This is a genomic window from Azospira sp. I13 (assembly GCF_003112695.1).
GTDB lineage: Bacteria > Pseudomonadota > Gammaproteobacteria > Burkholderiales > Rhodocyclaceae > Azospira.
This window is the reverse complement of sequence record NZ_BFBP01000008.1, coordinates 26,170-43,333: the sequence shown is the minus strand read 5'-3', so window position 1 is coordinate 43,333 and position 17,164 is coordinate 26,170. Positions and strand designations below refer to the sequence as shown.

The 17,164-nt window shown below is 64.3% G+C and carries 14 protein-coding genes; 8 read left to right on the top strand and 6 right to left on the bottom strand.

Annotation, left to right across the window (positions count from 1 at the left end):
• Positions 1 to 73 precede the first annotated feature (73 nt).
• The 3 genes from AZSI13_RS08145 to AZSI13_RS08135 are packed head-to-tail and all read left to right on the top strand — an operon-like array spanning position 74 to position 3,683.
• Positions 74 to 586 (top strand): hypothetical protein, encoded by a 513-nt coding sequence (locus tag AZSI13_RS08145; RefSeq protein WP_133247286.1) that lies wholly within the window; start codon positions 74 to 76, stop codon positions 584 to 586.
• Entirely contained in the window at positions 583 to 2,727 is a 2,145-nt protein-coding gene (locus tag AZSI13_RS08140; RefSeq protein WP_109040677.1) for a type II secretion system protein GspD, read from the top strand. The genes AZSI13_RS08145 and AZSI13_RS08140 overlap by 4 nt, the downstream gene beginning before the upstream one ends.
• Positions 2,724 to 3,683: a hypothetical protein gene (locus AZSI13_RS08135; RefSeq protein ID WP_109040676.1), complete on the top strand. Its 960-nt coding sequence runs from the start codon at positions 2,724 to 2,726 to the stop codon at positions 3,681 to 3,683. The genes AZSI13_RS08140 and AZSI13_RS08135 overlap by 4 nt, the downstream gene beginning before the upstream one ends.
• Here the strand turns inward: AZSI13_RS08135 and AZSI13_RS08130 are convergent.
• From AZSI13_RS08130 to AZSI13_RS08125, 3 genes are all read right to left on the bottom strand, one after another.
• Complete coding sequence (locus tag AZSI13_RS08130) at positions 3,661 to 4,323, bottom strand: prepilin-type N-terminal cleavage/methylation domain-containing protein (RefSeq protein ID WP_165833405.1); 663 nt, start codon at positions 4,321 to 4,323, stop codon at positions 3,661 to 3,663. The genes AZSI13_RS08135 and AZSI13_RS08130 overlap by 23 nt on opposite strands.
• Positions 4,320 to 4,850 (bottom strand): hypothetical protein, encoded by a 531-nt coding sequence (locus AZSI13_RS17550; protein ID WP_165833403.1) that lies wholly within the window; start codon positions 4,848 to 4,850, stop codon positions 4,320 to 4,322. Before AZSI13_RS17550 ends, AZSI13_RS08130 begins: the two co-directional genes overlap by 4 nt.
• Positions 4,851 to 5,136: 286 nt before the next feature.
• The gene (locus AZSI13_RS08125; protein WP_109040674.1) at positions 5,137 to 5,994 is read right to left on the bottom strand and encodes a dockerin type I repeat-containing protein; all 858 of its coding nucleotides are present in this window, start codon (positions 5,992 to 5,994) and stop codon (positions 5,137 to 5,139) included.
• Between the two features lie 163 nt (positions 5,995 to 6,157).
• Between AZSI13_RS08125 and AZSI13_RS08120 the strand changes: the two genes are divergently transcribed.
• From AZSI13_RS08120 to AZSI13_RS08105, 4 genes are all read left to right on the top strand, one after another.
• The gene (locus AZSI13_RS08120) at positions 6,158 to 9,412 is read left to right on the top strand and encodes a hypothetical protein (protein WP_109040673.1); all 3,255 of its coding nucleotides are present in this window, start codon (positions 6,158 to 6,160) and stop codon (positions 9,410 to 9,412) included.
• Between the two features lie 175 nt (positions 9,413 to 9,587).
• A complete protein-coding gene (locus tag AZSI13_RS08115) occupies positions 9,588 to 10,064 on the top strand; it encodes an ankyrin repeat domain-containing protein (protein ID WP_165833401.1) in 477 nt (158 codons plus the stop codon).
• A 7-nt stretch (positions 10,065 to 10,071) separates the two neighbouring features.
• Positions 10,072 to 10,539, top strand: coding sequence for a hypothetical protein (locus AZSI13_RS08110; protein ID WP_133247285.1), 468 nt, complete (start codon positions 10,072 to 10,074; stop codon positions 10,537 to 10,539).
• A gap of 7 nt (positions 10,540 to 10,546) precedes the next feature.
• Positions 10,547 to 11,197, top strand: a complete 651-nt coding sequence (locus AZSI13_RS08105; protein ID WP_109040670.1) for a protein-export chaperone SecB — start codon at positions 10,547 to 10,549, stop codon at positions 11,195 to 11,197.
• A gap of 129 nt (positions 11,198 to 11,326) precedes the next feature.
• On the opposite strand, the gene AZSI13_RS08100 is transcribed toward AZSI13_RS08105, so the two are convergent.
• The 3 genes from AZSI13_RS08100 to AZSI13_RS08090 all read right to left on the bottom strand — a co-directional run bounded on the left by AZSI13_RS08100 (position 11,327) and on the right by AZSI13_RS08090 (position 14,659).
• The gene (locus tag AZSI13_RS08100; protein ID WP_109040669.1) at positions 11,327 to 12,679 is read right to left on the bottom strand and encodes a type II toxin-antitoxin system HipA family toxin; all 1,353 of its coding nucleotides are present in this window, start codon (positions 12,677 to 12,679) and stop codon (positions 11,327 to 11,329) included.
• Between the two features lie 3 nt (positions 12,680 to 12,682).
• A complete protein-coding gene (locus AZSI13_RS08095; RefSeq protein ID WP_109040668.1) occupies positions 12,683 to 13,024 on the bottom strand; it encodes a helix-turn-helix domain-containing protein in 342 nt (113 codons plus the stop codon).
• Positions 13,025 to 13,279: 255 nt separating this feature from the next.
• Entirely contained in the window at positions 13,280 to 14,659 is a 1,380-nt protein-coding gene (locus AZSI13_RS08090) for a deoxyguanosinetriphosphate triphosphohydrolase (protein WP_109040667.1), read from the bottom strand.
• An 830-nt stretch (positions 14,660 to 15,489) separates the two neighbouring features.
• On the opposite strand from AZSI13_RS08090, the gene AZSI13_RS08085 reads away from it, so the two are divergent.
• On the top strand, positions 15,490 to 17,112 hold the full coding sequence (locus tag AZSI13_RS08085; protein WP_109040666.1) for a hypothetical protein: 1,623 nt from the start codon (positions 15,490 to 15,492) through the stop codon (positions 17,110 to 17,112).
• Positions 17,113 to 17,164 lie beyond the last annotated feature (52 nt).

Here is a 17,164-nt window from a genome sequence, read left to right as displayed (position 1 = left end):
CCGCAAGCCGGCCTTCTCTTTCCCTTTTTCCCGCGGCCCCCGCGCACAGCCACGCCTGGCGGGCACGGGGCGTATGGGCCGTATGGGGCGCCTGGGCAATTTCACCCCGGCCCTTGGCCTCTGGTTGGCCAATGCCCTGCTGTTGTGCCTGCTGATCGTGGCCATCTTGTACCAGGCCGCCCGCCTGTTCGGCTTTCTGCCCCTGTCCCCCAAGCCCCTGGCGCTGCCCGCCGCGGCTTCTGCCGTGGCTGCTGCGCCCCTCGACTATGCCCAGGCCCGCAACCCCTTTGACCCCGCGGGCCAGCCCTGGGGTCGGGTGGCGGCCCCCCAGGGCAATGTCCGGCCCAGCGGCCCGGTGGGCGGCATCATGATGTTCCCCGGCGTATCCCTGGCCCTCACGCCCGGTGGCGCCGTAAAGCCCGGCGAAGCCCTGGCCAATGGCACCCTCAAGGAAGTCGGCGCCACCCAGGTGACCGTGCAGACCCCCGAAGGCACCAAAGTTGTGGACCTGCCGGCCCGCCGGCGTCCCAGCCTGCAGCAGCTCAATGCGCGCAGGGCAGAATCTCGTAAGGAAACATCCCAGTGATCACATTCAAATCCCGCTTGCTTGCCCCCTGCCTGATGGCCCTGCTCATCAGCCAACTGGCCGCCTGCGGCTTGCTGGACCCCTTCGTGCCGCCAGCTGCCGGCCAGGTTGCCGAACATGCCGTGCGCACTGATTCCGAGTTGCAGAAGCTGGCCGAGCGCAACCGCCAGCTGCGGCAGGAAAACGACTACGCCACCATGGGCCTGCCGGCCCGGCCGGGTTCCGGGATCATCGGCGAAATCGACGTCACCAAGGCGGTCAACAAAAGCATCAACGACAGCAACAAAGGCAGCCGGGAAAAGCCCAAGCACGTTCGCCTGGATTTCGACAGCGTCAGCCTGAAGGACGTCATCGTTGCCTTCATGAGCGAGTACATCAAGGCGCCCTACAGCTTCCAGGACAGCTTCCGCGACCGTAACGTGAACCTCGTCTTCGATGCCGAAGCCACCCGGGATGAAGTCATCGGCCTCTTCGAAAGCCTTCTCGACGCCAACGGCGTGCGGGTGCGCCGGAACGGCAAGGTCTACCTGATCGGCAGCGCCGAAGACAAGGGCGAGGCCGGTAGCCAGGGCCCCGCCGCCACGCCGCCCGGGGCCGCCCGCATTGGCGATTCGGTGGGCCTGTTCAAGCTCAAGTTCCTGGAAAGCAAGGATTTCCTCGGCCTGGCCAAGCAAGTGGTGAAAAGCACCGACAAGCTCACCCTGCTGCCCGGCAACATCATTCTTGCCAACACCAGCAACGCCGATCTGCGGGCCCTCGATTCCCTGGTCAAGGATGCCGACGTGCCGGCATTCCTGGGCAAGTACATCATCGTCTACAGCCCCAAGTTCCTCACTGCCGCCGGCCTCGTTGCCGTACTCGACAGCTACCAGACCCAGCTCACCGCCGGTGCCCCGGCCAACGTGAAGCAGTTCGAAGTGAAGCAGATTCCCGAAATGGAGCGGGTGGTCATCGTCGCCGCCAACAAGGTCTCCCGGGATCTGGTGGAAGGCTTCCTTAAGCAGGCCGACGTGCGCAACGGCAATGACCGGCAGATTTTCCAGTACCCCCTTTCCATGCAGACCGCCACCGACCTGGCGCCCAACCTGCTGACCCTTTCCAAGGCCGTGCTGCGTAACGCCACCGAGATCAACGTACTGGCCGACAAGACCAGCAACAGCCTGCTGATCTATGCCTCCCCCGCGGAATTCGCCGAAATCAAGAAGCTGCTGGACCGCATGGACCGCCGGCCCCCCTCGGTGCAGGTGGAAGTGGCCATTGCCGAAGTGCGCCTCAACAACGCCATGCGTTACGGCGTCGAGTGGTATCTCAAATCCACCGGCAACATCACCACGGACTTTGCCACCAACCTGATCGCCAAGGATTTCACCAATCCCACTTTCTCGGCCGGCGTGGTGCACAAGAGCAACTTTGCCACCCTGCAATTGCTGGCCAGCCAGACCGCCTTCTCCCTGCTCTCCAACCCCAAGATCGTCGTGCGCAACGGCGCCACCGCCAAGATCAACGTGGGCAGCGAAGAGCCCATTCCCAAGGGCAAGCTGATCTCCGGTACCTCCACCCAGACCGCAGTGGAAGTGGAGTTCAAGAAAATCGGCCTGCAGCTGGAAGTGACCCCCTGGGTGACCAACAACAACGAAGTACGCATGGTCATCAAGGTCAAGGATGACACCGTTTCCGGCAACAAGACCATCGACGGCAACAGCTACCCGATCCTTTCCAACCGCCAGCTGGAAACCGACCTCATCAGTGCCGACGGCGCCACCATCTTCATGGGCGGTATGCGCCGGCAAGACGCCAACGATACCCAGACCAAGGTGCCCGGCGCCGCCGACATTCCCTATCTGGGCGCCGCCTTCCGGGCCAAGAACCAGGAAGAAAACGGCACCGAGCTGATCGTTCTCGCCACGCCCCGCCTCATTCTTGACCAGCAAGGTGCCGATACCCTGTTGCAGGCCCTGCTGCGGGCGGCCAACGAGAAGTTTGCCGACCTCAAACAGCCCCGCCCCGGTGCCCTGGCCGCCAAGGCGCCCCAGGGTGAAGACGGTGCCGTAGTGGCCCCGGTGGCAGCGCCGGCGGTGGGTACCAGCGTTGAAATCGAGCCGGCCCCGGCCGAACCCGTGGCCCCTGCAGCCGCCCAATGATCCGCCCCCTTCTCTTTCCCCGCTGGCTGGCGACCCTGGATGCTCAGGGGAAACTGGCCCTGTGGCGCCTGCACATGGGGTGGGACGGCAAGCTGAGCCTGGCCCCTCAGGCCGCCCCGCCGGCGCCCCGCAAGAACGGCAAGCCCCAGCCCTGCCTGCTGCTGGTGTCGCCCCGCCTGCCCTTCCGGCGCCGCCTGCACCGCTACCCGGAGCAGGAGACCGCCCGGGCCGCCATGCTGCGGTCCGCGCCGGATGAATTCCCCCTGGCAGCGGCCGAGCATTGCTATGCCATGGCACCGAACGTGGAGCAGGCCGGTGAAGGTTATCTGTATGCCTTGCCCCGGGCTGCCCTGGCGTCAGTAGGCGAAGCCGGCCTGCGGCCGGTGGCCATCCGTCTGGTGGATGAAGGTTTGCTGGCCGACCCGGTGGCGCTGGCCCCGGCCTTGCCCCGTCTGGCGCGGCAGGCAGCGGCGGGGGATTTCCTGCGCCAGCACCAGCTGATTCCCCCGGCGGTTCCTCTCTATGGCGGCCTGGCTGCCGGCCTGGCCATCCTCATGGGCTTGCTGACGCTGGTGTTGTTGCCCCAGGGGCCGGTGGAATCCCTGGAGCGCCAGCAGATCGCCCGCCTGCGCCAGCAGGCTGGGCCGGCCCTGGCCCAATACCAGGCCCTCAAGCGCATGGAATCCCAGCAGCAGGCCCTCGCCGCCTTCCAGAAGCGGCCGGAAGCCCGCCTGACGCCACGCCTCAAGGAACTGCTGGCCAACCTGCCCGAGGGCTACAGCATCCGGGCCATCCAGCTCGATGGCCAGAGCCTGCTCATCAGCGGCCGGGGCCTCAACGATCCCGAGGGCAACAAGTTCCGGGAATGGGCCGCCCGCAATCAGCTGCCCGCCGAATCCGCCACCTTTGAAGAAGGCGGCGGCCTCATTCTCTTCAAGGTGCAGCAGAGCCTTTAGCCGGCGCCGGGGAGTTCTCCGGGGTTCCCTGTTTCTGTGCCGATGCCTGCTGGGCGGCCTCCCGCTCGGCCTTCTCAGCCTTTTCGGCGGTCCGCTCTGCTTCCTGCATCGCCTCCTTCCGCCTTTCCTTGTCTTGCCGCAGGATGGTCTGCGCCGTATCCACATTGACGTCGGAAGAGGTATTGGCTGGTGGGTCCAGCGAGGGGGCCAGGCGGCTCATGGTGAAGCGGCCCCGTTCCAGCACGAAACGCTGGCCGGGGGTATAGGCCAGGTCCAGGGGCGGCAGGGGTTCGTTGGTAAAACTGAAATTCCGCACATCCACGCTGGGCGAATTGGGCTGGCTGGGCCAAGTCATGGTCAGGCGCTGGGCATAGAGGCCCGAACCCTCCCGGGTGCTGACAACCTGCAATTGCCCCTTGGGCCAGTGGGGCAGGCGGGTGGCCTCGTTGAGCAGGGTCATGGCCGTGATGACCTGCTCCTGCTCCTTTTCCGCCCGCAGGATCAAGCCGCGCAGGTGCTGCAAGACCACCCCGGCGCCCACCGCCAGCACCACCAGGGCCACCACGGTTTCAATCAGGGTAAAGCCGCCCTGCCGGTGGCTCGGCCACGCCCCCCGGCGCTGCCAGATGTTCCGGCTCACGGCGAAACCCGGCTGGTGCCGCCGCCATACAGCCGCAGGATGGCCCAGTCCGCCTCGTCGCAGCGCCCATCCCGGTTCACATCCCGGGTTTCGTCGCAGGGGGCTTCCACCTGGCGGGTCAGGCGCTGGGCCTGGGGGGTGGCGGCTTCCTGGGCCGAAAGTTCTGCCGTCTGGGGGCCGATGCGCCAGTGCAGGGGCGTGCGGTCTGGCAGGGTGCGGCCCCGGTAGGTGAACCATTCCTGGCTGCCCTCCAGCGGCAGCAGGGCATAGCGTTTGCGGCCCTGCTGCAACTCCAGCACCACCGGGGTGCCGTTGAACGAAGTCAGGCGGGAGGCGCTCACCACATAGCGGCCCGGCCCGGTTACCTCGCCATCGCCCACCAGCAGCCCATCCCGCGAGGAGAACATCAATACCCGCCCCGGTGGGCGGGCTTCCACGCCGGGGGCCAGGGGGCCGGGGCGAATGTCGCCCACCACCACCATCAGGGCCGGCGCATCCGGTGCGGCCAGCAACGGGGCGTGGGGCAAAAGGCCCGTCAGGGCCAACAGGCAAAGCCGCAAGGCTTGTCCCACGACAGGGGGGTAAGGAAAGTTCAGGGAGTGATTCATCGGTGCAGGGGGAATACCGGGAATAGGTAAGGGAGGGTCGGTGCGGCACGGCGGCCGCAAGTCACGGCCCCGCTTGGCGGCTACTATACCGGCCAACCACGCCGACCCGTTATATCGACAGCTGGGGCAATAAAAAACCCGGGCACTGGCCCGGGTCTGGTTATTACCTGTACATCACCTTCAAGAGTTTCCGCAGGGCAGAAAATCAGCGGTTGGTACTACTCTTGGCCGCTTGCACGGCGGGGGAGCCGGTGGTGCTGGTGGTGCCTGCCGCCGCCTTCAGGGCCTGCACAATGGGGGAGCCGCTGCTACTGGTGGTTGTGCTGGCGGCCGTGGCGCTGCTGCTACCGGTGGTCGTGGTGGTGGTGCCCGGCAGGGAGGCCCGCAGGGTCTGCAGGCGCAGGGTGCGCAGGTTCTGCAATAGCACGATCAGGTCCCGGGTATTGAAGACGCCGTCCTTGGTAATATCCATGGTCGCCATATTCACGGCCCGGTTGCCGGCCAGGGCGGCGTGGAGAATCTCCACGTCGGTCTCATCCAGCTTGCCGTCGCCGTTAACGTCGCCGGTTACCGGCGTGGGGGTCGGCGTACCGCCGTTGCCATTACCGTTGCCGTTGTTGCCGTTGCCGTTATTTCCATTGCCGTTGCCGTTGCCATTATCGGTACTGATCACCGTGGCGGTCATCAGCACGTCCATGGTGCTGCGGGTGGGAAAGACGCTGCCGGAGAAAGTGAAGGTCTTGTCCCCTTCCTTGCCGGCTTCGGTGGCATAGGTACTGTTGCCCTTGATGTAGCGGAAGGCCAGCACCTTGGTGCCGTTGTCCGCCAGGGTCAGGGTGACGACCAGGCCGCTGTAGACGCCGCTGGTCACGGTGGTGCGGGCCTGTTCCTTACCGGCAGAATCCACCACTACCACCACGTCGCCGTTGGTGGGGCTGAATTTACCGTCGGTGGTGGCAATGACCTTGCCGTCCAGAATCATCATGGCCGGCATCTGATTGGTCTGGGCAGGGGCGGCCAGGGGCAGCAGGCAGGCGACGCAGAGCAGGAAAAAACGTTTCAAACAACGCTCCCTATTACTTTTGTAAGGTACTTACTGGTAGCTAATGACTTTTGAGTATATACAGCCAGGCCTCCTTTGCCAATACTCCGCCCGTCATCGTCCCCCCATGAACCCTACGTTCGGGACGACGGCTTTAAACGATTTCTTTCGAAAGGAAATGTTCATGCAAAAGTTCTCCAAGAAGCAGATCGCCCTGGCAATCTCCGCTTCCCTGCTGGCTGGCTCTGCTCTGGCTGCTGCTCCCGCTTCCCGTACCGCTGCTCCCGTGCTGGTGACCTCCGTCGGCGGCGCTACCGAAGCCCTGTACGCTACCACCGGTCTGGTTAACCAGACCGTTACCTTCAAGTACTACATTGTTGATACCGATGTTGCCGACACCCTGGCCAGCGCCGGTCCTTCCGTGATCAACAACGCTACCCCGGCCAACAACACCGTCAACGTCTACGCTGTTGATGCTGCTGCTGCCAAGACCTATCTGACCGTGACCTCCGCCACCTTCACCTCCGGCGGCGCTGGCGGCCTGGGTGACTTCTCCGTGGTTCTGACCGCTCCTGGCGCCAACAAGGGCTTCAAGGTCATCGGCGGCAAGCTGAAGTACTCTGCTGACACCACTGTTGCCGCTCCCGTGTGGCAAGACGTGAAGTTCGAGTACAACGATCTGGCCGGTTCTGCAGTTAACGACGGTGTTGCCGCCTCCAAGCTGGTTTCCCTGGCTGCTACCGATATCCAGACCTCCCTGGTCCCCGCTCTGAAGTCCGTCAAGACTCGTGCTACCAATGGCCTGGTCGACGGTATCACCTTCGAAACCTACACCCCCCTGTCCGCCTTCGCCAACGACGACGTGGATGTGGCTACCATCATCAAGACTGCCGGTTCCATCACCACCAAGGCTGGCGCTCTGACCACTGGTTACACCGCCCAGGCCAAGGCTGCCACCACTAACACCTATGAAGTCTTCTTCGCCGCCCCGGCCACCATCGACTGGACCGCTGGCGATACTACCGCTGACGCTGCTGCCTATAGCTCCGACCTGTTCAACACCGGTGTTGCTGGTGGTGGCCTGGCCTTCTCCGTTGCTGCCACTGCTACCGGTGCCAACCAGACCGACTACTCCGAAGTCTTCGACGCTGTGACCGGTGCCAAGGCCAAGTTCTCCGCTGGTCTGGCTGCTTCCGCCTCCACCGACGGTGCTGCTCCCGTCCTGAAGACCGCCGTGTACAGCGCCCCCGCTGGCACCCTGACCCTGACCGTGTCTGAACCTGTGAGCCTCGGCGGTATCGCCGGCGGCGCCGACCAGATCCGTAAGGTTCTGGAAAACGTCTCCGTGGCTGGTGTCAAGCTGGCTGCCGACTACCAACTGCGTTCCGCTTCCGCCAACGTCACCACCGGTACCGACGGCCATGGCTACGGCACCGTGCTGCTGAGCAACATCGGCACCAACCGTACCGATGTGGAAGGCAAGACCGTTGCTGTGCTGCCCACCATCGCCCTGAAGGACGCCTTCTCCAACAACGATACCGCCACCCTGGACGTCAGCTACCTGGCTTCCAACAGCGGCGCCGTTGAAGGCTCCTCCGGTTCCGTTACCGCCACTGCTGTGAACACCGTGGCTTGGGCTGACAGCGTTGCTCGCGCCTACTACTCCGTGACCCCGGCCGAAGCTGGCCTGGTGAAGACCATTGAAGTGGACTTCGGCAAGGCTCTGTCCCTGAAGACCGGCGGTTCCCTGGACAAGACTTTCGAAATCAAGTTCTGGACCCCGAACCAGCTGGAAAACGGCGGCGGCTTCCAGTTCACCTGGTACCCGGCTGCGGGCGAATACGCCATCTCTGGCAACAAGATCGTCTTCACCATCCCCACCGCTCTGCTGCGCACTAACCTGAAGGGTATCGGCGACGCCGGCACCGTGACCTCCGTGCGTTACGTTGGCTCCACCGCTACTGTCGCCTCCCCCCTGCAGGCTGCTGTTGGCGCCACCACCGTGGCTGTGGCCGATGGCATCGAAAACGTGATCATGCCGCTGTCCGCTACTGCTGTCGGCCAGGGCCTGTACACCATGGACGTCAAGGCTGACCTGAAGGCCCCCGCCGGCTCCAAGGTCATTGCTTACCTGGCCAAGTGGGTTGAAAAGGCTACTGCTGACGCCGCTCAGACCTCCATCAGCGCCGGTAAGGTTTCCATTCCTGGCGACAAGTGGGCTACCGACGTGGCTCTGGCTCTGGACGGCTCCGTGGGCGCCCTGGAATCCAAGATTGACGACCAGCTGGCTTCTGCCAAGCCTGCCGCCGTTCAAGCCTGGGTGGTGGTGACTCGTTCCAACGATCTGGTGAAGGGTGGTTCCAACACCGGTAACAGCACTGGTGCTGGCTCTGAAAACTACCTGGTGGCTTCCGCCACGCTGTACGGCAACGCTAACGCCGCTACCAGCGCTCTGTCTGGTGATCACGTCGCTACCGCCTTCGAAGTCGCTCTGGACCCCAAGACTGGCAAGATTTCCGGCCGTCTGACCGGTGACGTGAAGCTGGCTAACGGTGCTAGCAACGTCAACGAACGTGGCCTGGTCTTCATCAAGTCCGATGGCACCCTGACCAACTCTGCCGCTACTGCTGCCCAGTCCCAGGCTCTGGTTGATGCCGCTGGTAAGGCCCGCTTCCTGATCGGCGCTGGTCCCGAGAAGGATCTGAAGGACGCTGGCGCTGTGTTCAAGGACGCCTTCGTGCTGCTGGTGAGCGAGTCCCAGGATGCTGCTGGCGCTTCCCAGTACAAGCTGCTGACCTCCGCCGAACCCTCCATGAGCAACTTCCTGCCGTTCAACGCCAACCTGGTGGCTGGCAACGATGCTCTGGGTACCGTGACCCTGGACGTGGCCAACATCAAGACCGCTTCCTTGGCTAACGATACCGCTTGGCAACTGGTCGGTGCTGGCAACCTGGATCGCTCCGCCAAGGCTGCTGCTGCCATCAGCCTGCCCCGTCTGCTGGTCGGTCTGAACGGTTCCACTCCCAAGTCCTTCTGGACCAATGACGGTACTGGTAACGTTACCGACATCGCCCTGACCCTGCTGGGCAACAAGTCCGGCGTGGCTGTCGAAGCTGCTGACAAGGATGTGAACACTGTTGCTTCCGGCTCCAACACCAAGGCTAATGCTTTCGCTTTTGCTTTCGCCAACGATGTTGCTGCTGCTAACAACAAGCTGTTCTTCCTGACCAAGACTGCTGAAGCTCCCGCCCTGCCCGTGGGCTGGGCCCTGGTTGCCGCTAACGCCACCAGCCTGCCGTCCGACGTCTCCATGGCCCTGTTCGCCGGTTCCAACCACGTTGGTATCGGTTCCAGCTGGGCTACCGGTGACACCGCTGCTACCCTGACCGTGGGTCAGCCGCTGTTCGTGTATGCCAAGAAGGCTATCGCCGGCAAGTAATCCCGCCGCGATTGCACAGGAGTAGTTTTCCTGTCTGGACGGGCCACCCTTCGGGGTGGCCCGTTTTCTTTTGGGGTTTGGGTATTTCACGCCTGAACCGGGGCAAAAAATGCCTAGCGCGTTTTGCGCTACAATGCGCCCTCCGCCTACGGGGCGGTTATTGAGGAGGCAAGCAATGTTGCGCCACGTCTATCTGATCCTGCTGGGCCTGCTGCTGGCGGCCTGCGGCATGGATGAACAGGCTGCCCGGGAGGCAGCCAAGAGCAAGCAGTTGCCGCCCACCGAGCAGCAGCTGATGGCGAAAATCAAGGAAGGCGGCCACGACAAGGAAGGCAAGCTGCTGGTGGAGGCCGGGGTGAACCCCAATACTGCCCAGGCCAACGGCGTCACCGTGTTGATGGCGGCCGCCTTCAACGGCCAGCACAACACCGCCAAGGCCCTGCTGGAGAAAGGCGCCGATGTGAAGGGCCATTCCGGTGGCTACGATGCCCTGGGCTTTGCCGTGGAAAAAGGTGATGTGGCCATGGTCAAACTGCTGGTGGACCACGGGGCCGACCCCCAGTGGGTGCCTCCGGCCGGCAAGAGCGCCGTGCAGCGGGCCAAGGAGCGCCCCGATGGGGCCGCCCTGCTCGACGCTATGGGCGTGAAGTGAGATGCCCATGACCCTGCTTCGTTTTTTAGCAGTCACCCTGGCCGTGCTGCTGGCGGCCTGCGGCAATGACAAATCGACCGGCAATGCCGTGGATGGTCAGGCCCTGGTGGTGCCGACCGACCCCCACGCCATTGCCCAGCGGGAATTGGAAAAGCCCTCCCTGGAGTTGCAGCGCTTTGTTGCCGTACGAATCCAGGATGGTGACCGCCGCCTGGAAGCTTCGCCCATGGCGCCGGCCATCGTTGCCGACACTCGTCTGGGGGAGGAGTCGATCAAGACCCTGTTCCGGGTGAACCCGGAAGGGGACAAGCTGATTCTGTTCACCCGGGATGTGTTCAATGCCCGCTCCCATCGGACAGAGATTCTGCTGACCGAGCTGCAGCAGCAACAATCCTTCACTTTCCCCGTGGTGCAGCCGGATGGCAGCCTGAAGGCCCGGGAATTCAAACTATTGCAAATCGTCAGACCGGAGTAAGTGCGACATGAGCGACAAAGATCAAGCCAAGGCCGCCGAGGCCGCTGAAAAGAAGACCAAGGCCAGCCGCAAGAAGGCCGATGAAAAGGTGCTGACCGGCGCCGACGCCGTAGTGCAGACCGCCGTGAGCGGTGCCAATCAGGTTCTTGCCCAGCAGGCCCAGGAAGCCGCCCTGGACCCGACGGCCCCGGTGGTGGTGTTGCACCAGCACTTCCTCAACGATCTGTCGGTGGAAAACCCCGCTGGCGTTCTCGATGCCCGGGCTTCTGAGGCCAAGCTGGGCCAGGCCGGGCGCGTGGAAGTTTCTGCCCGTGCCGGCGACCCCGCCAGTTTCCAGCCCGGCGAACCCACCCACCAGGTCACCGTGGGCCTGCGCCTCACCGCCGATCTGGATGGCAAGACCATCTATCTGGCTGAAATGGGCTACCGCGCCCTGGTGGAAGTGCGCAACCTGGAAGCCGAGCAGGTGGAGCCTGCCCTCTTCGTGATGATCCCCGAAGCCATGTTCCCGGCCCTCAAGGAAGTCATGGAGCGCACCGGCGGCTACGCTGGCTACCCGGCCCTGACCATCCAGCCCATCGACTTTGCTGCCATCTACGCCCAGTCGAAGAATAACCAGGCCGCCGCCGCCGAGGCCGCCGGCAAGACCAAGCACTAACCACAACCCACCGCGGCCCGGCTGGGCCGTCAGCCGGACGATGTTGTTGGACGGCGGTTGAATGAAAAAGCCCACGCCTTGGCGTGGGCTTTTTTATGGCGATTTTGGGAAAAGGAGAAGTGCCGGCTTTCAGGCTTCAGTGAGCAATTTGCGTAGGGCTTTGCTGGAAATATCGTCGATGTGCCGAAAGGCGGGGGCGATTTTGGCCTGTTCCTGGTCGGGCACGCCCGTTTGGTCGAAGAAGACCCGCCACTGGCGCACGATGCGCCAGACCTCGGCAATCAAAAGGCAGGCCGTTTCCTGGGAGAGGGTAAACCTCGCGTGGGCGGCCAGGGCATTGTCGAGACTGGCCAGCCTGCCCTGGGGGCCTGCCTCCAGGTGCAAGAAGCGCTCGGTGGCGTGGCTGGGGCGGGGCAGTACGTCGTAAAGGGGGCTGAGTCGCCAGCCGGGAAGCCGTGGGTCCCAGAGAAAGCCGTGGTTGCGCAGGTGGTCGTCGTCGTTGCTGACGAAGATGTTGTAGATCATGCGCCGGTATAACTCTTCGGTATTTTGCCGGATCACGGCAGGGTGGCCGTAGCGGCGTATGGCTTCAGCCAGGTCCGCATAGGACTTGGTACGCGACTCGGTTTCGTCGCAGGCCACCAGGGTCAGTCCACTGACGAAGCCCAGGCGATGCTCGACCTTGCCCGGGCCGGGGAGGCTTGAGAGCAGATCGCTGTTGGGGTTCAGTGCTTCTCCCGGCGTTGCCCAATAGCGGTCAAAACGACGGATGAGCATGAGGCGCCGGTTGCCGAGCATGAGCGTATACACTGGCGGAACGGTGAGCCCGGCCTGGCGGGCCAGCTGCAATGCGGCGCATTCGATGGCGGGAACATCGAATGCGTCCTGGCGACTGGAGAATTTGGCCAGCCATAACACGCCTTCATCGTCGCGCACCGACGCTTTGGGGCGGGCGCCGCCCAGGGCGGTGCCGTCGATGAATATGGCCTCGAGATGGTGGGGGATGGGGTGCCCGGCCTCAATGCGCTCCGCCGCTTCCATGAGGTGTTCCAGGGTATGCCAAGGGCTGCCTGCTGCTGTCGGGAGGGCGTTGATGTCTGGCCGGATATCCAGGGCACCGATTCGCTCACTGCCGGCATGGAGCAGGTATTGGGATTCGGGCAGGCTGTTGGCGGGTACCTTGAGCTTGGCCTCGATGACCCGCCGACCCCAGGAATCGGGGGCGGCATCGCGGATGCCGCCAAAAAAGGGCAGCTGGGCCGCAGGCAGCAGTTCCCGGCCAAGGATCGGCTCCCGGTCGGTGAGACCCAGACTGACCGGGTCCACTTCCAGCGCATCGTTCCGCCGGGCGTAGTTGAGGCCGTAGGCAAAGCGTGAGGCCAGGAGTTTGTGACCGTCTTCGACGAGGGTAAGCCGGCCGCAGGGTGCCCAGCTGGCGCCGAGGTGGGCGAAGGCCATCAATCGGGTTTCCCTGGTGGCCATGGCTCAGAAATCCAGTGCCTGGAGCTCGGCGGCGCTCAGGTCGCGTACGCGCCGGGTTTGCTCCTGGGCTTTGAGGGCGATCAGGGCCGGGTCAGACTCGGCCAGAAGGTCGCGCAGGGTGCTGCCGGGGGAGATGGCTTCCAGGTAACGCAGTATCTGGCCGATGGCCAGGCCGGGGTCGCCATGCTCGATACGGTAGGCGGTATTGCGGGATAGACCGGCCCGCAACGCTGCATCGGCTTGCTTGATGTGGCGGGCCAGGCGCAGGCGGGCCAGTTGCTGACCCAGTTGGGCGGACTCTTGCAGCAAAGATGTGGGGAGTGCAGCAGCTTGTTTGATTTTCATGTTCGTAATATCGAGTGTTAATTACTTAATGCACGAAATTACGAGCAATTTAGGCGGTGAATTTTCGCTTGTCAATTTATGAGCGAAATTCAATGCGCCTTATTTCGAGCATTAACATCATAACGATCGATTTTACGAGCATGTGGTGTTGGCGCTACCGGCTCCCCTCACGACGGTAAAGCCGTGTCGCCCGTGTCGCCCGTGTCGCCCGTGATGGCGGTTGGGGGCAAGGCCCCTTGGGTTGCCAAGGGCGGGTTACATGATGCCGACGCCAGAAATCTCCCGGGCCAGGGTGGCGGCGGCGTTGTCGGTCATGGCGCCGACGTAGTCGAGGATGGACATGTAGGCGGCGTAGAGCCCGTCTTCGGGGCGGGGCAGGACTTCGAGGAGGGAGAGGGCGGTCTTCTGGCGGTTATCCACCTGGCCGTTGTTGCTGACCCAAGCATGAACGGCGGGTACCAGCACGTCGAGAATGGAGCCGAGGCAGGGGTAGGCGGCCAGTTCGGTCATGACCTTGCTCTTGTGGCGGTAGACCCGTTTCTTGGCCAGCTCCTTGGCTTCGGAGAGCACCCGGTCCACGGCATTGTCTTTGCACACGGCGAGGAGATCCTTGGCCCCCGTAGTGGAAAAAAAACTACCGTCGGTGAGCTCTGGTAGGTTGTTCATGAAGGCATCGCCGATGGCATGGACGCAGCGGCCCACGGCCATGCCGCGCAGCATGGCGCATTTCTGGCGGGAGCTGGGGCTTTCCCAGACGCGGCCGGCTTCGGTGGCGGCCAGGGGGTGGATGAGCTGCTCGAATTCCTGCACGTCGATGATGCCCATTTCCACCGCGTCTTCCAGGTCCAGGATGGCGTAGCAGACGTCGTCCGCCGCCTCCATCAGGTAGGAGAGCGGGTGGCGGGCCCAGCGCTCACCCTGGCGGGGCAGGCCGAGGGCGCCGGCGACGGCCTCGAAGTAGGCCAGTTCGGACTGGTAGAAGTTGAACTTGCCGGGCTTGGGGCTGGCGGCCACGGTCCATGGGTATTTGATGAGGGCGCCCAGGGCGGCGGCGGTGAGGCGCATACCGCCTTCGTTGGCGTACATCTCCAGGCGCGAAACCATGCGAAAGCCGTGGGCGTTGCCTTCGAAGGTCTGCACGTCGAGCCGTTCGGCATCGCTTAGGCCGGCTAGCCAGTGCGCATTGCGGGGGTCGCGGAACCAGGCCCGCAGGGCATCTTCCCCGGTGTGGCCGAAGGGCGGGTTGCCGATGTCGTGGGCCAGGCAGGCCACCTGCACCACCATGCCCAGATCGAAGGGGGTGATGCCCTCGGGCAGGTAGCCCTGTTCGGCCATCATGGCCCCCACCCGGTTGCCCAGGCTGCGCCCGACACAGGCCACCTCGACGCTGTGGGTGAGGCGGTTGTGGGTGTGGTCGTGGCTGGCCAGGGGATGCACCTGGGTTTTGCGACCGAGGCGGCGGAAGGCGGTGGAGAAGACCACCCGGTCATGGTCGATGTGATATTCGGTACGCAGCCCGGCGGCCCCTTCGGCGGCGGTGGAGGCCTGGGATTCGAGGATTTCCCCGCCCTTGACCTTGAAGCGGCGGGTGGAAAGGCGTTGCTGCCAGAGGGCGGCGAGTTGGCGATCGTTCATGGGGTCGGCGGGCCGGCTGCGATGGATAGGGATGTTTTACCATGAACCGCCGCCAATGCAGAGGCCACCGCCCTCTTGGGCGATGCGCCGGTGACTCGACGGCGCTTCAGGGCTGGTCCGGCCACGGAGCGAAGCGCTTCCCAGCGGTCGGAAAATTCCCCCCAAGGCCAGCAGATGCCCGCAGAGGCAATAGGGACGCGGGGCTGCCTGGCGTGCCGCGCCCCTATTGGCGCAGCGGGGTGGTATGGGGAAGATGCCCGTCCCTATTGCCTCTGCAAGGCATTGAAGTACGCATACGGGCGGGTTGGCCTGACCCCTGCCAATATCAAGCGGTGATTCCGGATCGCTCCGGATCGTTGAGATCGTCAGGGGAAAGGCCCCCGCGGACGGCTTCAAGCTGGGCATGGCGTCTTGGTAGCCCCATCCCGGATGGTCGTCCAGACAATCCCGAGATCAACCTTGTCATCGGCATGATTAACACGGTTGCGCATGGCGTACATGACTGACCCGGGGATCTGATGGCGCTGCCCCACGCCTTACAAGCGCAATAGCCAGGGCGACGAAGGGGGATTTCCCCCGGCCAGCCAGGATGGCCTGAAAGAAGGCCAGGCGAAGTATCAAGACACCCAAGTTAGCGGCTTAGCGGAACGTGCCAAGTCAGAGGCACGCAAATGAACACATTTTCCTTGTTTATTGAGACTGGGTTTTGTCGTCGCCAAACCCGTAATTAATTGCCATATGGATAATTTAAACCGGGCCAGGGGCTTTTCCTGACTGCCGCCATCCACTAAGCTGCAAACCAATAACCACGCCCCTTGCGGAGGTGCGCCATGATTATTCCCGCTCCCCCTGCCATGCCGACCCTGGAGTTTCGCAGCGGTGCCGATGCGGTGGCCTTTCTCGGCCGTCTGCCCATGGCGGACCCGGTGCAGACCCACGAGTCCCTGACCCGCTTCTTCCACGCCCTGGCCCGTCGCCCCCTGCCGCCGATGGAGCAGGCGCCGGTGCTGGCCCAGGCGGAAAAGCCCCTGGCCTTCGTGCAGGAAGAAGCCGCCCGGCGCTACTTGGGGCGGCCCCTGCCCTATGGCGAGCAGGAATTGCCGCTCTTCCGCCGTACCGTGCAGCTCTGGCTGGATGCGGCGGATGCCTGGCTGGCTGCCGAGCCGCCGACGGGCGGCGATGCCGATACGGCGGCCATTCTCGAGCGAGCCTTGTTCTGCCGCGGCATGGCCGTGGTGGAACATCTGCTGGCCCGCTTTCAGATTCCGCCGGGCCTGTGGCGCAGCTTTCACGAGATTTTCGAGGAGAGCGAACGGCGCCAGGTGGCGGATTTCGTCTTCCAGGACCCGGCCGGCCGCAATCTCAGCTGTACCCGGGCCTATGGCGCGGTGCTGCTCTTCGACATGGCCAAGCCCTATTCCCTGCGCTCCCGGGATTTGCCCCTGGTCTGGCGCTGGGCCCGCTCCCTCGGCCAGCTGCTGAAGGTGCTGCCGGTGGAGGCGGGGGTTGCCGTGCCTTTCGTCGTCAATCTGGCGGGAGACAAGCCGTTGATGAAGGCCCTGCCCGGGGCCATCCATCCGACCTCTGTGCGCCGCCTGGAGACCGAGGCCCTGGCCAACCACCTGCGCAAGCTGCGCCGGCGTCTGGCCGAGGGACTCAGCCCCGGCGAACTGCAGCTGGGCAGCGATGTGGCCGCCGCCGATGCAGCCCGCCTGCTGGCCCACCTGAAATATCCCTGGACCCAGGAAGCCATCGCCCGGCCCTTCGACCTGGGCCAGCCCATCGGCCCCCTGGCGGTGGTGCTGGGTTACGAGGCCATCCACTACCGCATCACCGGGCGGGAGGTGAATCGCCCCCAGGCCGCCCGGGAGGCCTACCAGTTCTCCCGCCAGGATGCGGACCGCCTGGCCGTCTTCGGCACCGCCCGGGATGGCGCCGCCAGCCTGCGGGATGCGGCGGCCAGCCGCTATGCCGGCGAAAGCTGGTCCCTCCTCGAACACAATGCCGGCGCCCTGCGCCTGCACCGGGCCGGCCCCGGCGGCCGGGTGGCGGTGGGCCAGCTGACCGCCGTGGCGGCGGACCCGGCCAAGCCCGAGAGCCTGGCCCTGGCCCGCATCAGCAGCCTGATGCAGACCGGCGACGGCGGCGTCATGATGAAGGTCAAGCGCCTTTCCGGCGTGGCCATTGGCGTGGCCATCCAGGCCCTGGGCGCCAACCTGTCGGCCCAGCCCCTGGTGGGGGGCTTCCTTATCCAGGCCCTGGGGGAGGACGGCACGGCGGCGCCGGAATTGGTGATGCCCCGGGGCTGGTACCAGAAGCAACGGCTGATCAGCCTGGATTTCCACGACCCCGAGGTGCCGGTACGGCGCTATCGTCTGGAAAAGGTGATCTTCGGCGGCCACGATTACGATCTGGTGGCCTGCGTCGCCGACGACGGCAGCTACCCCAACTGAGCCCCATCCCGGGACACCGCCATGCCATCTGCTGATCGGGCCACCATAACTG

Excerpts from the sequence above, each read along its gene's own strand:
- AZSI13_RS08145 (WP_133247286.1), top strand. The coding sequence starts at position 74 with ATGGGCCGTATGGGGCGCCTGGGCAATTTCACCCCGGCCCTTGGCCTC.
- AZSI13_RS08135 (WP_109040676.1), top strand. The coding sequence starts at position 2,724 with ATGATCCGCCCCCTTCTCTTTCCCCGCTGGCTGGCGACCCTGGATGCT.
- AZSI13_RS08120 (WP_109040673.1), top strand. The coding sequence starts at position 6,158 with ATGCAAAAGTTCTCCAAGAAGCAGATCGCCCTGGCAATCTCCGCTTCC.
- AZSI13_RS08115 (WP_165833401.1), top strand. The coding sequence starts at position 9,588 with ATGTTGCGCCACGTCTATCTGATCCTGCTGGGCCTGCTGCTGGCGGCC.
- AZSI13_RS08110 (WP_133247285.1), top strand. The coding sequence starts at position 10,072 with ATGACCCTGCTTCGTTTTTTAGCAGTCACCCTGGCCGTGCTGCTGGCG.
- AZSI13_RS08105 (WP_109040670.1), top strand. The coding sequence starts at position 10,547 with ATGAGCGACAAAGATCAAGCCAAGGCCGCCGAGGCCGCTGAAAAGAAG.
- AZSI13_RS08100 (WP_109040669.1), bottom strand. The coding sequence starts at position 12,679 with ATGGCCACCAGGGAAACCCGATTGATGGCCTTCGCCCACCTCGGCGCC.
- AZSI13_RS08095 (WP_109040668.1), bottom strand. The coding sequence starts at position 13,024 with ATGAAAATCAAACAAGCTGCTGCACTCCCCACATCTTTGCTGCAAGAG.
- AZSI13_RS08090 (WP_109040667.1), bottom strand. The coding sequence starts at position 14,659 with ATGAACGATCGCCAACTCGCCGCCCTCTGGCAGCAACGCCTTTCCACC.
- AZSI13_RS08085 (WP_109040666.1), top strand. The coding sequence starts at position 15,490 with ATGATTATTCCCGCTCCCCCTGCCATGCCGACCCTGGAGTTTCGCAGC.